Origin of the sequence: Candidatus Rhodoblastus alkanivorans (genome assembly GCF_022760755.1) — a bacterium.
In the GTDB taxonomy this organism is placed as follows: Bacteria; Pseudomonadota; Alphaproteobacteria; order Rhizobiales; family Beijerinckiaceae; genus Rhodoblastus; species Rhodoblastus alkanivorans.
In genome coordinates this window covers 2,522,071-2,538,074 of the sequence record NZ_JAIVFP010000001.1, presented here as the reverse complement: position 1 = coordinate 2,538,074, position 16,004 = coordinate 2,522,071, and the positions used below count along the sequence as shown (strand labels likewise).

Genomic DNA, 16,004 nt, shown 5'->3' with positions numbered 1-16,004 from the left:
AGGCTTGCGCACGTTGACGCCTTTTCAGGCGGTGGAAGAAATCCGCCAACGGTCGGTCGAGGCGATCCTTGGCCTGAGTGGCCTCAACCACCCCGCGCTTGCCGCCGAGGTTCGGCGCAAATTCGGTGGCCGAGACATCGCTTCGGGAGCCTTGCTCCAGGAGCCGATCCTCGAAGCTGCATTCCCTTTCGTCGAGGCCGAACCGACACTGGCTTCGCTTGCCGGCACATTGCTGCATCCCAAGGTCGTCGATGCGCTCGATCAACCGGGCGATCCTCGAATTGGAAAGGATTGGCATCCTTACAAGCACCAGCTTGAGGCCTGGCGGCACCTGACAGCTCCCACTCCTCAATCGATCCTCGTCACCAGTGGCACCGGCTCGGGCAAGACCGAATGTTTCATGGTCCCTTTGCTCCACGATCTGGCGAAAGAGGCGGAGGCCCAGCGTGAACCGCTCAGCGGCGTGCGGGCGATCGCGCTCTATCCGCTCAATGCGCTGATCGCCAGCCAGCAGGACCGTCTAGGCAAATGGACCAGGCCGTTTGGGGGCAAGATACGCTACGCTCTCTATAACGGTGAAATGCCCGAAGACGACAAGGATGCGCATGAGCGCACCGTCCCGGAGCAAATTCTTTGCCGTCGCACCCTGCGGAGCAATCCGCCGCCCATCCTCGTCACCAATGTGACGATGCTCGAATATCTGACGGTGCGCCGGAAGGATCGGCCGATTCTGGACACCTCGCGGGGCAAGCTGCGCTGGATCATCCTCGACGAGGCGCACAGCTATACCGGCTCCAACGCGGCGGAGATTGCGTTGCTCCTCCGGCGAGTGCTGTTGGCCTTCGATGTTACGCCGGATCAAGTCCGGTTCGTCGCAACGTCGGCGACAATCGGTGAAGGCGCCGATGTCACGGAGGAACTGCGGCGCTTTCTGCGCGATGTGTCGGGTGCGCCGGAGGAACGTGTGCATGTCGTGGTCGGCCATCGTCGTACACCGAACCTGCCGCCACCCGATCTGGGGAAGAGTCTCGGCGGCATCGACGTGTCCGAACTCGACGCCGACGCGGCCTTCGATCGGCTTGCGTGCAATCCGGTGGTGCAGAACCAGGTGGCCGAACTCACGCGCGGTGCGCGTGCATGGTCCACAGTCGCCAGAGAACTGAGCGAAACGGGTGGGGAACCTGAAGCACTCGCCCTGGCGCTGGCCCGTGCCGAAAAGGGCGGCGAGCGGCTGCTGCCTTTGCGCGTCCATGCGTTCCATCGGGCGGTTCCGGGACTGTGGACCTGCCTCAATCCCGACTGCGCCGATCGGGTCGATTGTTGGCCCTTTGGTGGCCTATTGCCGGAAGCACTCGGCAAATGCCCGGCTTGCGGCGGCAGGGTGCTGCCCGTGGTGTCCTGCCGAAGTTGCGGTGAACCTTTCCTTGATGCCGTTGAAGAGAGCCGAACCCTGCGTTCGCGTGATGAAGACGAGCGCGAAGACGATTATGCGCGGGATTCAGAAGAGGAAAGCGCTGCATCGTCGGATGATGAGGCTGCGCGATCGACCGCGCCGGGGATCGAACGCCTTATTGCCGTGCGGTCCCTGCCGCATGCTCGCCCGCTACATGTCGATCCGCACAGCGGCGCCATCGCCGCTCAGCCGCACGATGGCTTTGTTGCTCTGTCGTGCCATGACCGCGAGGAGCCTGAATTCTGTCCCGCCTGCCAGACGGCGGCCACGGAAAAGCAACCGCGCATTTTGTGGCCTTTTCGATTCGGCGCGCCCGCGATCCTGAGCAATGCCAGCCCGGTGTTGCTCGAAAGCACTGAACCCTCGACGCCTGATCCGGAAGCTGAGCATTCCTCCCCCGCCGAAGGGCGGCAATTGCTGTCCTTCACCGACAGCCGGCAGGGAACTGCACGTTTCTCCGCGAAGCTGCAAAACGCTGCCGAGCGAAATCATGTGCGCGCGCTGATCTATTTCGCGGCGCAGGACTCCTTGCGTGTCGATCCCGCGAATGCGGCCAAACTGGCTGAACTGGACGCTGCCATCGCAAGTTTACGACTGGTCGGCGCAAGCGCCGAGACAGCCTTGCGGCTGTTGGAGACGCAACGCGCTGATCTGGCCAAGGCCCGTGCCGGCCTACCGTGGGAGGTTGTTCGAAATCGTCTGATCGAGCGCGATGAAATCAGCTATTGGATGCGTCGAGTTTGGGCCAAACGCGATCCCGAACGCTTTGGCGACCCGGTGAAGGGAGCGGAGCGTTTTGCCGAATTGATGCTGCTGCGGGAACTTGCCCGCCGTACCCGACGCGCCAATTCGCTTGAGACCATGGGGCTGGCGAGCCTGCGCTTTCAGGCTATTGAGAATCTGCCCGAGGCAAAAGCGCCGGAAGCGCTGCGCGCCAAGGGAAAGACCATCCAGGACTGGCGCGATTTCCTATATTTGAGCCTCACCATTGCCGTGCGGGACTACTTCGCGATCCGGATCGACGGACGTGACGCACATTGGTTGCAGCCGGGCATACCACCGAAGCGGTTGATCGGTCCCAATGACACGATCACTGCAAGAACGGAACTTCGGTGGCCGCAAGTGCGACCGGACTATGTTGCGCAGCGCGGCACGCTTCCTCGCCTGCTGGAGGTTGCACTCGGGCTGAACCCAGAAGAGCATGGTGATCGCGACATCATCAACGAGCTTCTCGAAAAGGCATGGTTCGATCTGAGGTCGCTGTTCATGACCGCAGGCGGCGGTGATGATCTGCGGCTGGACCTCGGCAACGCCCTGATCGCCCCCGTGGAAAAGGCATGGCGTTGCCCGGTCACGCGGCGTGTGCTCGACACGGCCTTCTGCGGCTACACGCCTTACGGTCTGCGAACCGGATCGACGCGCGGAACAGGCGCCCGCGCGGAGCCTATCGAGTTGCCGCGCCATCCCACCCCTTTCCTGACCGAGCCGGATGACGAGACGGGGGTGAGAGAGTGGCTGGCGGATGATGCGCGCGTGGGTCATTTGCGGTCAGCGGGATTGTGGACCAACCTTCACGATCGGATTGCGCTGGGATCGCCCTATGCGCGATCGGCGGAACATTCGGCCCAACAGCCTTCGCGGCGGCTGCGCAATTACGAGGCCGAGTTCCGCCGTGGTGAGATCAACATTCTGAACTGCTCGACGACCATGGAGATGGGCGTCGATATCGGCAGCGTCTCGACGGTGATGATGACCAATGTGCCGCCGTCAATTGCCAATTACCGGCAGCGCGTTGGTCGCGCTGGGCGCCGGCGGCAGGCTACAGCGCTAGCTTTCACCTATTGCAAGGACACGCCGATCGAATGGGAAGCTTTCCGCACGCCGATCAGCTTCCTCAGCCGTGCCGTCGCCGCGCCGCGCGTTTCGTTGGACTCGGGTCCGCTGGTTCAACGGCACGTCAGCGCCTTGCTGCTGGCGGCGTTCGTCCGGGAACAGAATGGCGACACGACCACGACCAAGGCGGGCGCATTTTACGGGTTCCCGGCGGACCTGCGGACGGAGCGTCTGCCCGATCCGCCATCGGCGGGATTCCGCGCCTGGCTCGCGAAGCCGAGCACACACGAGACGATGGCCAAAGCAACCAGAGAGCTAGTGCGCGGCTCGGTGCTCGAAAATGACACGGGTTTGTTCGAAGGCGTTGCAGCCGCTGTCGAAACGGCCGAAGCCGCGTTCCGTGCAGAGTGGGATGGCCTGCAATCGCAGGCGGCGGGGCTGGATCGCGATGCAGCGAAGAAAGCGATCGGGTTTCAGCTCCAACGGCTATGCGGCGAATTCCTGCTGTCCGACTTGTCCAATCGCGGCGTGCTTCCGGGGCACGGCTTCCCCACCGCCGTCGTCCAGTTCATCCATAAGGACGAGCCGGACAGCGATGAACGCAATACCGAGGAAGGCAGTCCGTTCCGGCGTCGTTTCTTCGCCAGCCGGAACCTGGATCAGGCGATGCGGGACTATGCACCCGGCGCAGATGTGGTGATCGACGGACTGGTGTATCGATCGGCGGGGGTCACGCTCAACTGGAAGCGGCCTGCGGGGGAATCGGACTCCCGTGACATCCAAAGTCTGGGCTTTGTCTGGCATTGCCAAGCATGTGGCGCTGCCGGCACGCTTCATGGTCGGGCCGAAGAATGCCCGGAATGCGGGGCAACCGGCGAAACGCTTCGGCAACACGAATATTTGCGGCCAGCCGGCTTCGCAGCAGAACGGGAGCCTGCACATGCCGAAGCGGACATCGTCTCCTATGTGCCGCCTGAGCCTCCTATTGTCGCCGCGAGAGGGGCAAGCTGGCATCCGTTGCGGGTGCCGGAACTCGGGCGATCCCGCACGAGCGCGAACGGCTTGGTATTTTACGCCAGCGCGGGCAGCGAGCAGGGCAACGGCTATACAATATGCCTTCATTGCGGCCGCGCGCAGGCGGAAGGTGTGCCTGGAAGTCCGTCCTTCGCCGAGCATAGGCCACTCCGTTACACAAAAGCCGACGATGACGGGAAATGCCCCGGCGCGTCGAAGCCATTTGCGATCAAGCAGAACCTCCTGCTCGGCCACGAGGTCCGCACCGACGTATTTGAGTTGCAACTCAGCGGGCTCGATCATTCGGGCGCCGCATGGGCATTCGGATCGGCGTTGCGCACGGCGCTGACACGCGAACTCGGCGTCGAACTGAACGAGGTCGGGCTCTGGGTTGAGCCTCGGCAGACCGCGATCGGCGGCCGAAGCCACACCCTGTTCCTGTTCGATCATGCGGCAGGCGGTGCCGGTTTTTCCGCAAGAGCAAAGGACACGTTCGCGAAGCTGTTGAACCCCGTCCGCGACTTGCTCGATTGCAAGGTGGATGGTTGCGTCAAGGGCTGTTCCGCTTGCGTCCTGACACCCGATCTGCACGACCAGCAGCGGATTATCGACCGGCAGGCCGCGCTTTCCTTTGTCGATGGTCACTTGCATTTGCTGGCCGCACCGGATTCCGCCGATCTGTTCATCCCTGGAGCCAGCTTTAGCGACGATCTCGCGGACGAATTGGCGGCGGGGAGCGGAGCCGCAATAGTCTGGAGCGAGTCTTTCGATCTGGCCGAGTTGCACGATGGCAACTTCCTCCGCTTGGCGGCATTTCTTCAGCGTTCCGGGCGCCCGCTCACCCTCGTTCTGACGCAGGCGGCCTTGTCGGGAATGGACGATGCGACGCGGCTGGGGTTGCGGGATCTAGCGATCCGCTATGATATTACCTTGTGCCAAGGGGCTGCACCACGCTTCGAGAATGGCGCTGTCGCTGTCGCCACCGTTGCGAATGGTCGGGCTGGAGAGATTTGGGCGACCCGTGACGGCAAGGCCGGTATTCTGGGTTCCGGGTGGGGTGTCGCTGCCGAGTTGCCGATCCTGCGCGCGCATTGGGACGCCAAAGTCGATAGTGATGCGTTGCCTGTCGACATCCTGGAGCCACGCGCAGACGCCGCGTTCGTGAGCTTCACGAAGGCATGCGACGGCTCGCTTTCGAGTTTCGGTGCACATTTGCTCGAACTGGTGAAACCCCTTCTCCAGCGCGTGGGTGGTTGGCGGCCGGGCCGCCTTGTTAGGGTTGAATATTTCGATCGCTATCTGAAATGCCCGCTCAGTGTCCGTTTGGCCTGCGAATGCATTGCGGCGCTTGCCAGGACCATCGGGAGCGCGGAGCAAACGCAAATGTTGCTGGTGAGTGAGCCGTGGCGCTCTGATCCCCGCTATGACGACAAACGACCTTGGCAGGTGAGCCACGATTGGCGATCCGACGGCGACCGCGCCGAAGTGACGGAGGCCGTCTCTGCCAAGCTCGGCTTGAAAGGATCGTTGAGGCTAAAAAGAGATCGGCACGCGCGGGAGATGGTTCTGACCTTCGATGACTCAACGTCGGTGACGCTGGTTTTCGATCAAGGATTTGGCTGTTGGTCAGGTCCGAAGGGCATTCCCCTTCGCTTCGACTTCGACGCGGACCCACAGGACCAGGCCGCGAAGCTGATCGCGCTCAACGCGGTGGTCCAGGGGCCTAGCGATCCTTCCTACATAGTTGTGCACCGATAGTTCCGCTCTTCGCGTGTCATAGTGCTATGGCGTAAACGTAGTTCTCATCATCACCAACGGCGGCGCGCCAGCCTACACTGGGTCCGTCCAACCGGCTGTTGGACAATTGCTGGGTTTGGCCACGCCTCAACGAGGCGGGTGGGGGGAGCCATATTCTCTCGAAGTTCCGCCTCTTTTCGCCCGCCTTCTCCCGACGTTCGTTTATGATGCGCGCGCGTTTATGGCGGGAAGGATCGCCATATAGAATCCGCGAATCCAGCGCCCTTACCCTGGTGGTATCGCAGTTGGTATGGGCGTGGAGCGTGAGCGGAAAGTTCAATAACTACAATGCGAACCCAAACCCATTGACCATCGAGTGGGAGTGAGGGGTATGGGATACCCTGGAGGGCTTTAGAGGGGAACAGTGAGCTGCTGCCGGTTTTTCGGACACCGAGTAAAGGTGTTTGAGGAAACCGGAGGTGGGGCATGGCGGCTCGCCAAACTTAAAGTTGGCCGAACGCCATCAGCATCCCCATATAGAAAAGGTGTGGCTCGCCAAGCGTTGAAGCAACCAGGTTGGTCGTCGACGAGGCTAGAACGTTCGATCAGCTGGCCGTTGGGCTCTTGAGCCGTTGTGACCAGGCCTCCACTCGTCGCAAGCGCTTGAGGAGCACAAATGACAGCCGCCGCACAGTTCGATTTTCTGCGCGGGTTTGGCGCATTCGCTTTCTCGGGGCCGTTCCCGTCGGCGTATTCTGAACCCGGGCTTGTCGGACGGGCGGGTCCGGGTCTGCCCGTTCGCTCCAAGGACGTCGCAATGGCCAACAGGAAGACGCCAGCGCTATCGATGGTCAGGGCTTCCCCGGCGTGTAATGAGCGGACGACAACGCAGGTGTAATCAACGCTGAAAGCGGTTCACCGGAATAAAGCCGAGCCACCGCTTTCCGATCCGGACCCAATCGCTGAGTTCAAGGAGTTCTTTGATGACGGATTCCAACGCTCATGTGATCGGATTTCAATGCCCGAATTGCGGGCATGAGCTCGAACAGACAATCGGGCAACTCAAGTTGAGCGAGCGCATGGTCTGTCCGGGATGTGGCGTCGTAATCAACATTGACGCGAATAGATTAGCCAATGCTGTCGACGAAATTCAGAAAGCCGCCGCGAAAGCGCCCCCGGAGATCACGATCAAATTCTTCCGCTAGCCTTTCATGCGCCCGGCGGCGGCGTTTGGAGGTTTGTGCGACGGGGGTTGGTCCGGCCGGTGCGCCGATTGCCTCGCATGGCCCCATCCTCTCACGCGTTGAGGCTTCCGGCAGACCCGGGGCGGTTCACGACGCCGTCCCCATGACGCCATTCCCATATCGTCAAATCGGGCTGCCGAGAACGCCAAGAAAACTTTCGCGCCAGGCGGTGATGTTGTTTCGATGCAGAACCTCCATCATGTCCCGCCAGCGTTCCCGCCGCTCCTCAATTGGCATCTGCAGCGCTTTCTGCAAGGCTTCCGCGACCGCGCCGGGGTCAAATGGATTGGCGATCAGCGCGGCGTCAAGCTCGTAGGCGGCCCCGGCAAACGGCGAGAGAATGAGCACGCCCGGGTCTTCAGGATTCTGTGCCGCCACATATTCCTTGGCGACTAGATTCATTCCATCGCGCAACGGGGTGACGAGCGCGACCGAGCTGATCCGAAAGAAACCGGCCAGCGAATGCTGGGAAAAGCTCCTGTTCAGATATTGGATCGGCGCCCAGTCGAGTCGCGCATAGCGACCCGCCACGTCGCCAGCGAGTGCGCCGAGTCTCTGGCGCAGCGCGCAATATTCAGGAACCTCGCTGCGTGTTGCGGTAGCAATCTGGAGAAGTCGGACGTGATTGCGTTGCTCGGGATAGTCCTCCAGAAAACAGGCAAAGGCTTTGAAACGATGCTCCAGGCCCTTGCTGTAGTCGAGCCGGTCTACTCCAATGATCAACTTGCGGCCCTGCAGGCTCTCGTGCAGTCGGCGCGTCGTCCTGGACTTCACAGCTCGAGCCGCCATGTCGGCGATAGCGTCCGGATCGACACCGATCGGAAAAACGCCGGAGCGAAGGTCGTGATCGAACGCGTGAATGCGGCCGTCGGCTGACACCTCGCCGCCGGCGCGGCGAACGATGGCGTCGTGGAAGGCGGTCAGATCCTCAATTGTCTGGAAGCCGACGAGATCGTAGGCGCACAGCGACTTCAGAATTTCGAGGTAATGAGGAAGAGCCGCCAGAACACCCAACGATGGAAATGGCGTATGCAGAAAAAATCCGATCCGTTGCGCGGCCCCAACGCGGCGAAGTTCCTCGGCCATTGGGATCAGGTGGTAGTCATGCACCCAGACGAGGTCGTTCGGCTTGAGCAGGGGCGCAAGCGTGTCGGCGAGCAGGGCGTTGACCCGTAGATAGGCGGCGAAGTCCTGACGGGTGAAGTTCACCAGATCGAGGCGATAATGGAACAGGGGCCACAGCGCGGCGTTCGATAGGCCGCTGTAATAGCCGTCATAATCGGCACGGGTGAGATCGACCGTGGCGTAAGTGACGCCATCCGCTTCGACAAGGCGCGGCGGCGAGCGCGCGCTTTTCAGCTTGCCGCTCCATCCAAACCATAAGCCGCCGGAATGGTGGAGGGCGTCGACAACGCCCGTCACAAGTCCGCCGCTGCGCTGAGCGCCCTCACCGGGAAGAGCGACACGGTTCGAGACAATGACCAGGCGCCTCAAGCGCGTTCCTTTTCGTCAGTCACGGTCGCCTCGCGTGGAAGCGCAAAAGCTCTCCGAGAGCCCAATGTTGCGCAACTACTGTAGCAGCCGAGGACGGTGGCGTCTCTCAAGACGTCCGAAACGCCGCAGAGCTCCCGAATGGGGTTGGTCCGCCGGAAACAAAACGAGCGCTCCCCTTGCTTTGAACGCAATCGAGGTCCATATAGTCATTACTCGTTGATTTGGCCGACATGGCTTCGCGGTGTCACAGACCCGCCATCTTCTTTCAAATTTTCGATAGTGAATGCATGCGCCATCCGGCGCGGCATAGCGCTCCATTCGAGCCCCGGAAATAAGCGCCGACGCCGACCACGGATGTACTGGCGGCTAGGAGAGCATTCCGGCTCGGATGGACACCATCAGGCGGCGCGCCTTCGCTTGCCCCGCAGAAATCCACAGCCATCATGGCCCATCGCACCACGCAGACCATCGTTCGCTTTTCAAGCGCCTTCCTGCTGCCTGGCTTCGACAAGCCGCAACCGGCCGGGGACTACCGCGTCGACCATGACGAGGAGTCCATCGACGGCGTCTCCCGGCTTGCATGGCGCCGCATGGGTTCATTCATCCATCTGCCTGGGATCGGCGTCCGAAGTTCGACCCATCAAATGGTCCCGATCAATCCAGTGGACCTCGACGCCGCCCTCGAAAAGGACAACAAAACAGCATGAACGCTCCAAATATTTCTCGACGCGCCACCCGTCCGATCCGCCCTGAAGCCGCAACGCATCTCTACGCCGTGGGGCAGGCGGTCCGGCTGACGGGCGGCTTCACCGAGCGGTCCAAAATCGCCGGCGTCTATCACATTACCGGCACGCTCCCGCCGAGAGGAGATTTTCCCCAGTATCGTATCCGTAACGACGACGAGCTTTATGAACGGGTGACGACGCAGGACAACCTCCAGCCGGTAAGCGCCTCGTCCGACGGCGAAGGCGCAACTCTCATCGAAAGGACGTTCCGCCATGGCCAAGGGGCAGAAGCCCGGCCATCGCGAGATTAGAAAGCCGAAGCGGGAAAAGCCCGCATCGAAGCCTGCAGACCCCTTCGCCAATCAGACCAGACTCGCCGCGAACCAAACGCCAAGCGCGCCAAAGGCGAAGCGCGAAGGTCGTGACGTACCGTGACTCCGGGAATCGGCGATGAAGAATCGTGATCGCGTTCCGCCGTGTCTGTGAAGCTTGAGGCCACCGCAAAAGGACCGCGGCGGCCCCCCTGCTCCCCGCGCTTATCGCCAGTCTTGATACTTGCCGGATACTTGCCAACTCGGCGCGCCTTCAAGGCGCTTCATGCCATTCCGGGGAACAGACCCGGACGCGAACGAGCCTGTCCGGCCACGCAATGCTCCCATTTCGCTATTTGAGTTGGCGCGGACTTTCCAGCCGCAGCGATTGGCGCGAAAAATGGCGCGAGTTCCGTTCGACGCCGACCTGCGATCGCGGGTCGTCTGGCTGAGTTTTTCGGCGGCAATTCAGGAAGAATGAGATGATCGATGGCCTCGCCCATCTGCCGAAGGAGCCTGCGGATCGGCTTACGGCGCCGTTCCTGCGGTTCGTTCGTGTCGAGGCGATCGCCGGCGCTGTCCTGCTTCTTTTTGCGCTGATCGCATTGGCTCTTGCCAATTCGAGCTGGTCCGCCCGCTATCTTTCGTTCTGGGAGATAAGGGTTGGCTTTTCCGCGGGCGATGTCGAATTCGCGCGTTCGCTGAAACATTGGATCAACGACGGGCTGATGACGTTCTTCTTCTTCGTCGTCGCGCTCGAACTCAAGCGTGAAATGATTCTGGGGGAACTGAATAGTCCGCGACGAGCGGCTTTTCCGATGGCGGGGGCGCTTGGCGGAATGATCGTTCCGGCCGGACTCTATCTGCTTCTGGTAGGAGGCCGGCCGGTTGCGAGCGGTTGGGGGACGGTCATGTCGACTGACACCGCTCTTCTGATCGGCTGTCTCGCGGTTCTCGGCCGTCGCATTCCTGAAAGTCTGCGGCTGTTCCTCTTGGCGCTAGCGATCTTCGACGATGTCGGAGCCATCCTGGTTGTGGCGATCTGGTATGGGCACACGCTGAACTGGATTCCGCTGGCGTTGGCTGGCGTGGGCGTGGTTGCGGTAGCCGGCGTCGCGCGCCTCGGGATTCGGAGCATGCTCGTCTATTTTGCAATCGGCGGCGGCATCTGGCTGGCGCTGGACGCCTCCGGCGTCCATGCGACGCTTACGGGCGTGATCCTTGGACTGATGACGCCGGCGCGGAGCTGGGTCAGCGACAATCGTCTGCATGCGATTCTCGATCGGGTGGTGGCCTATCCGCCAGGCGAACACTGGAGCGGCGACACCATCGGCAGACGCGATCTGCGCCGGGCAAGCGTGGCGACACGGGAAGCTCTGTCGCCGATCGAGCGTCTCGAGATCGCTCTTCATCCCTGGGTCGCCTTCGCGATCATGCCGATTTTCGCATTGGCGAATGCAGGCATCCGGATCGTTCCCAGCACATTCGATGCTGTACTGGCGTCTGCGATTTTTGTCGCGTTTGTCGTTGGCAAGCCGGTGGGCGTGGTGATCTTCAGCAGTTTAGCCGTAAAACTCCGCCTCGCCGTGCGCCCGGACGAACTGCGCTGGAGCATGCTGGCGGCCGGAAGCGCTCTGACCGGCATCGGGTTCACCATGGCTTTGTTCATAGCGACGCTTGCTTTCGATCCGGCTCTCCTGGATTCGGTCAAGCTCGGCATTCTGGCCGCCTCGATCGTTTCCGCCGCCGGAGGTCTGGCTGGCCTTCTGTGGCTGACCGCACGGAGCAGGTCGGCGGAGCTCCGGAAAGGGCATGTCCAATTGTAGGCAAATCACCGCGATGACGAGAGCGACGATGACCCCGCCGGCGGAAACGATCGAGGCGGCCGGAATGCGAGAATGATCCAGCCCTGGATCGTCATGGCTTTTGCCCGGTCCAAGGAACGTCTTCGCCGCGCAGGCGTTTCAGACGCAAAGCATTGCATCGTCCGGAGAAGATGTTGCAAGCGTCGGCGTCGCAGCCCCTCATTGTCGGCGCGGGTCCGACCGGCCTCGCGGCGGCCCTGTTTCTGGCCGAGCACGGCGTGGCGGCGCGGCTGATCGACAGGGCGGAAGAGGCGAGCCGCACGTCCCGCGCCCTGGCCGTCAACCCGCGTTCGCTTGAGTTGCTGCGGTCGAGCGGCGTCGCCGCCGCCATCCAGGCCGAAGGCCGCGCCATCGAAGGCGTGTGTTTCTATGAGGACTGGAAGCCGCTCGCCACGCTCCAGTTCGACAATCTGCCCTCACGCTATGCGATGACCGTCCTGCCTCAGGCGCGCATCGAGGCGCTGCTCGCGGAAGCTTTGGCCTGGCGCGGCGTCAAGGTCGAACGGGGCGTCGCCTTTGAAGCGATGGAGCAGGACGCGACCGGCGTGCGCGCGAGGCTGCGGGCCGCGAACGGAGAGGCGCGGACGGTCGCCGCCTCCCTGCTGCTCGGCGCCGACGGCGCGCACAGCCAGGTGCGCGAGGCGCTGGGAATCCCCTTCAAGGGACACGCCTTTCCGGAGGCTTGGCCGCTGTTCGATCTCGAACTCGACGACCCGCTCGACCTGGATCATGCGCATGTTGACTTCCTGGCGCGCGGGCTTGTTTTCCTGCTTGGCCTCCGCCCGGGACTGTGGCGCGTCTTTGGCGACGTTCCGGACCTCCTTTCGCGGCTGCCTCGGGGCGCGCGCCCGGGCCGGATTCTGTGGGAGTCCAGCTTCCACATCGCCGACAAATGCGCGGACCGGGTCGAGCAGGGCAGGGCGGCGCTCGCTGGCGACGCGGCCCATATTCACTCTCCCGTCGGGGCGCGCGGCATGAACCTCGGGATAGAGGACGCCTATGTCTTTGCGGCTTGCGCGGCGAACGCTCTCGGCGGCGCTCCCGGGTGGCTCGCCGATTACGGCCGGCTGCGTCATCCCGTCCACGCCAAAGTGGTCGCCCGCATGGATCGGCTGACGGCGCTCGCGCGCGGCCAGCCGGCCTGGGTGAGGCTCGCCCGCCATTATCTCTTCCCGGCGCTCGCCGGTTTCGGCCCGTTTGCCCATAAGATGCAGAATTTCGTCGCCGGCCTCGACGAACCGACAAAGGTGCGGTGACCAGGGAAACGCCTGCATCGCCCGCGTCGCGCCTGCGGAAGTCGAAGGCGACGCCGTGAGGGAAAATTGCGCGCGGGCGCTTCCGCCCGGTTGAAAGCGTCGTCAGAGCCGGCCGATCACCCGCCGCAGCCGCTCGCGCACGTCCTCCGCGAGCGCCTTGAGTTCGGCATTGTCGATCGCCTGCATCGAGGCGACCGGATCGATGGCCGCAACCTCGCTGCGCCCGGGCTCCACTTCCTGGACGACGACATTGCACGGCAGCATCGTGCCGACCTTGTCCTCGCGCTTGAGCGCCTCGAAGGCGAGCCGCGGATTGCAGGCGCCGAGGATGACATAGGGACGGAAATCGGCTCCGATCTTTTCCTTGAGCGTGTTTGCGACGTCGATCCGGGTCAGAACGCCGAAGCCTTCCTCCTTGAGCGCGGCCTCGACCTGCTCGATCGCGGCCGCGATCGGCTTGTCGACAGTGGTCGCTGTATAATAGTCCATCGGCGCATTCCCATCTAAGCCCATGTCGCCGCAACGCATGAATGGGGTCATGGTTCCTGGCGGCAAGGCCGAATTTAACCCCCGAGCCCGTCGGCGGATCCGTGGCGGGCGCGCTTGGGCGCAGATGCGATCATAAGGCAAAGGCCGCGGCCTGTCTTGCCGATCTCGGCGCTGCTCTCCCGCCCTGGCCCCCGATCGACGCGCCGTGGCCGATCTTGCGCCCCTGGCGTGGTAATCCGGACGAAAGTGGCCGACAATTTCGTCTGAAGCGCTGGCGCGCCGCTTGCTCTCCGCGCGGGGCGGCGTTCGCGAGAAACTTTGCGGACAGGCCGCGTCGCAAACACGCCAATCCGGAGGGCGAAATGGCGGAAAACAAGGTCACGATCGAGCAAAAGGACAATGGCAAATGGGCGTGCTTCCTGCACTTGCCGGAAGCCGGCGACCCGGTCGATCTGGGGAAGGAATTCAAGACCGAGGAGAAAGCCGAAATGTGGTCGGATACGTCGGAGGCCGTCACCGCCATCGACATGATGACTCGCAAGTTCAAGAAATAACGCGGCAGTGAGGCGCCGCTGCAACAGCAGGCTGCGCGCCGGAGTCGATCAGCGCCGGCCGGGATGCGTCCGGCCGACGAACTCCCGATCAAAACGTAGTTATTTCCGTCGCTTGGATGGGGAGTGGCGGGTGACGCCGCCGCAACGGCAGACGCGGCGCGGCTGCTGTCGCGGCGGCGATTTTGCGGAGGGAATCGGGATGGCGCGGACTTTCGCCGCCACCCCGCCGATGGCGCCGGCCAGGGCATTCGTATAGCTTGAGCCCATCATCTCAGCCGTTGCGAGGGCCGGGGCAGGGGCCCGTATGCGCCGTCCACCCCGGGGAGGAATTGGTTTGCGTCCGACGTCATTGGTTTCAGTTTCGGTTCCGCCGTCGATCGCCTGGCGGCGCATGCGCGCTTACCTCCTTGTCCTGATCCTTCCGGCCCTGCTCGCCGCTTGCGCCCGCCCCGGCGTCGATCCCATGTATCCGCCCGTGGCCGCCCGCGCGCCGGGCGCGACCGACCACACCATTCTCATTGCGACGACGCGCAAGCGTTCGCCCGATCCCGGCGCGATGTTCAGCGGCGAGCGCGGCAAGGGGATCGAATATGCCGAGGCCGTGGTCAGCGTCCCGCCGACCCATGTCTCCGGCAATATCGAATGGCCGTCGCAGCGCCCCGGCAATCCCAACACCGATTTCGTCACCCGCGAATCCTCCTATCTCGACAGCGAAAAGGCCTTCGTCGCGGCGGTCAACCAGCAGTTGGCGCAGCGGCCGCCCGGACATCGCGACGTGATGCTGTTCGTCCACGGCTACAACACCCTGTTTCCGGAAGGCCTTTATCGCCTGGCGCAGGTTGCGCACGATTCCAAGGCGCAGGGCGTGCCCGTCTATTTCAGCTGGGCCTCGCGCGGCGAGCTGGCGGGCTATGTCTATGACCAGAACAGCGCCACCATCGCGCGCGACGCTCTGGAGCATATCCTGGTCCTGCTCGCGAAAAGCAACGCCGAGAAGATCAACGTCCTCGCCCATTCCATGGGGAATTGGGTGACCGTCGAAGCCTTCCGCAACATTGCGATGACGAGGGAGTTTCGTGGTTATGGCCATAAACTCGGCGCGATCATCCTCGCCTCGCCGGACATTGACGTCGATGTGTTCCGCTCGCAGATGGCGCGCATCGGAACGCCGAAAAAGCCCTTCCTCATCGTTTTGTCGCGCGACGACCGCGCGCTTGCCGTGTCCCGCTTCATCGCCGGCGACAAATCGCGGCTGGGCGATTACAAGCACGCCGCCAATCTGACCAAATATAACGCGATCGTCGTCGATCTGAGCGATGTGAAGGGCGAAAATCCCCTTAACCACGATAAATTCGCGGAAATCGCGAAGATCGCGCCCCAGCTCAGGCAGGTGCTCGCCGAGGGGGTCGGCAAGAAGGGTTCAGTGGACCAGCTCAATCCGGTCGAGGATGCGCCCGGCGTCGTCAAGACCGCGCTGACGCTTCCAATCGCCATGGTGGCCGCCCCGATCGTCATCATCGCCCGCCAGGCGCAATAAAGGGCGTTTCGACGCCGGAGCGCGTGTTTACGCCAGATCCGCAAATATAGATCAAGCACTGAGGGCAATTACCCACCTCCGATTTTTGAGCGGGGGCGTTGCGATTTTTGTGGTGTTCAAGTGACTGTGGCGAGGATGACGTTGAAGGGTTGGCGCCTTTGATGCGTGCGGTGTCGACGGTCGTTCGCACGTCCGCTTCAGCTTCGGCGGCCCACATGGCGCGGTAGCCGTTGGTGACTTTTCTTTGGATCACGCATGGGCGGAGTTTTCGCTCCGAGGTGTTGTTCGTGGGGTCGACCTCGCCGGGATAATCGCAAAAGATGAGAAGCTGGCCGCGCGCGCGCCCGATTTTGGCTTGCAGCTCTCGGGCGACATCGCATCTCGTCGGCGCGGCCAGAAGGGCTCCGAGCTGTTTTTCCAACGCTCGCTTTTTTCTCGCCAGGGTTGAAGCCGCGAGGTCCGCTATGCCTCGGGCCAGATCTAACGCCTTTC

At 62.7% G+C, this 16,004-nt stretch carries 10 protein-coding genes and 1 pseudogene; 8 read left to right on the top strand and 3 right to left on the bottom strand.

Features of this window, described 5'->3' with window-relative positions; all coding sequences use genetic code 11:
• The first annotated feature begins 4 nt into the window (after nucleotides 1-4).
• Nucleotides 5-6,058 (top strand): DEAD/DEAH box helicase, encoded by a 6,054-nt coding sequence (locus K2U94_RS11765; RefSeq protein ID WP_243067390.1) that lies wholly within the window; start codon nucleotides 5-7, stop codon nucleotides 6,056-6,058.
• A gap of 962 nt (nucleotides 6,059-7,020) precedes the next feature.
• Nucleotides 7,021-7,242: a zinc ribbon domain-containing protein gene (locus K2U94_RS11760; protein WP_243067389.1), complete on the top strand. Its 222-nt coding sequence runs from the start codon at nucleotides 7,021-7,023 to the stop codon at nucleotides 7,240-7,242.
• Between the two features lie 162 nt (nucleotides 7,243-7,404).
• Here K2U94_RS11760 and K2U94_RS11755 read toward each other — a convergent pair whose 3' ends face one another.
• Nucleotides 7,405-8,775, bottom strand: a complete 1,371-nt coding sequence (locus K2U94_RS11755) for an alpha,alpha-trehalose-phosphate synthase (UDP-forming) (protein WP_243067388.1) — start codon at nucleotides 8,773-8,775, stop codon at nucleotides 7,405-7,407.
• A gap of 443 nt (nucleotides 8,776-9,218) precedes the next feature.
• Here K2U94_RS11755 and K2U94_RS11750 point away from each other — a divergent pair, with 443 nt between their 5' ends.
• From K2U94_RS11750 to K2U94_RS11735, 4 genes are all read left to right on the top strand, one after another.
• Nucleotides 9,219-9,482 carry a hypothetical protein gene (locus tag K2U94_RS11750; protein ID WP_243067387.1) on the top strand — a complete coding sequence of 88 codons (264 nt, stop codon included), beginning with the start codon at nucleotides 9,219-9,221 and terminating at the stop codon, nucleotides 9,480-9,482.
• Nucleotides 9,479-9,811, top strand: a complete 333-nt coding sequence (locus tag K2U94_RS11745; protein ID WP_243067386.1) for a hypothetical protein — start codon at nucleotides 9,479-9,481, stop codon at nucleotides 9,809-9,811. The genes K2U94_RS11750 and K2U94_RS11745 overlap by 4 nt, the downstream gene beginning before the upstream one ends.
• Before the next feature lie 482 nt (nucleotides 9,812-10,293).
• Nucleotides 10,294-11,637 (top strand): Na+/H+ antiporter NhaA, encoded by a 1,344-nt coding sequence (gene nhaA / locus K2U94_RS11740; RefSeq protein WP_243067385.1) that lies wholly within the window; start codon nucleotides 10,294-10,296, stop codon nucleotides 11,635-11,637.
• 170 nt (nucleotides 11,638-11,807) lie between these two features.
• Nucleotides 11,808-12,932, top strand: a complete 1,125-nt coding sequence (locus tag K2U94_RS11735) for an FAD-dependent oxidoreductase (protein WP_243067384.1) — start codon at nucleotides 11,808-11,810, stop codon at nucleotides 12,930-12,932.
• A 102-nt stretch (nucleotides 12,933-13,034) separates the two neighbouring features.
• On the opposite strand, the gene K2U94_RS11730 is transcribed toward K2U94_RS11735, so the two are convergent.
• Nucleotides 13,035-13,421 (bottom strand): DUF302 domain-containing protein, encoded by a 387-nt coding sequence (locus K2U94_RS11730; protein WP_243067383.1) that lies wholly within the window; start codon nucleotides 13,419-13,421, stop codon nucleotides 13,035-13,037.
• A gap of 362 nt (nucleotides 13,422-13,783) precedes the next feature.
• Here K2U94_RS11730 and K2U94_RS11725 point away from each other — a divergent pair, with 362 nt between their 5' ends.
• Nucleotides 13,784-13,975 carry a hypothetical protein gene (locus K2U94_RS11725; protein ID WP_243067382.1) on the top strand — a complete coding sequence of 64 codons (192 nt, stop codon included), beginning with the start codon at nucleotides 13,784-13,786 and terminating at the stop codon, nucleotides 13,973-13,975.
• A gap of 391 nt (nucleotides 13,976-14,366) precedes the next feature.
• Complete coding sequence (locus K2U94_RS11720) at nucleotides 14,367-15,512, top strand: alpha/beta hydrolase (protein WP_243067381.1); 1,146 nt, start codon at nucleotides 14,367-14,369, stop codon at nucleotides 15,510-15,512.
• 145 nt (nucleotides 15,513-15,657) lie between these two features.
• On the opposite strand, the pseudogene K2U94_RS11715 reads toward K2U94_RS11720, so the two are convergent.
• Nucleotides 15,658-15,990: pseudogene (locus tag K2U94_RS11715) on the bottom strand (IS66 family transposase); the annotation flags it as partial.
• Nucleotides 15,991-16,004 lie beyond the last annotated feature (14 nt).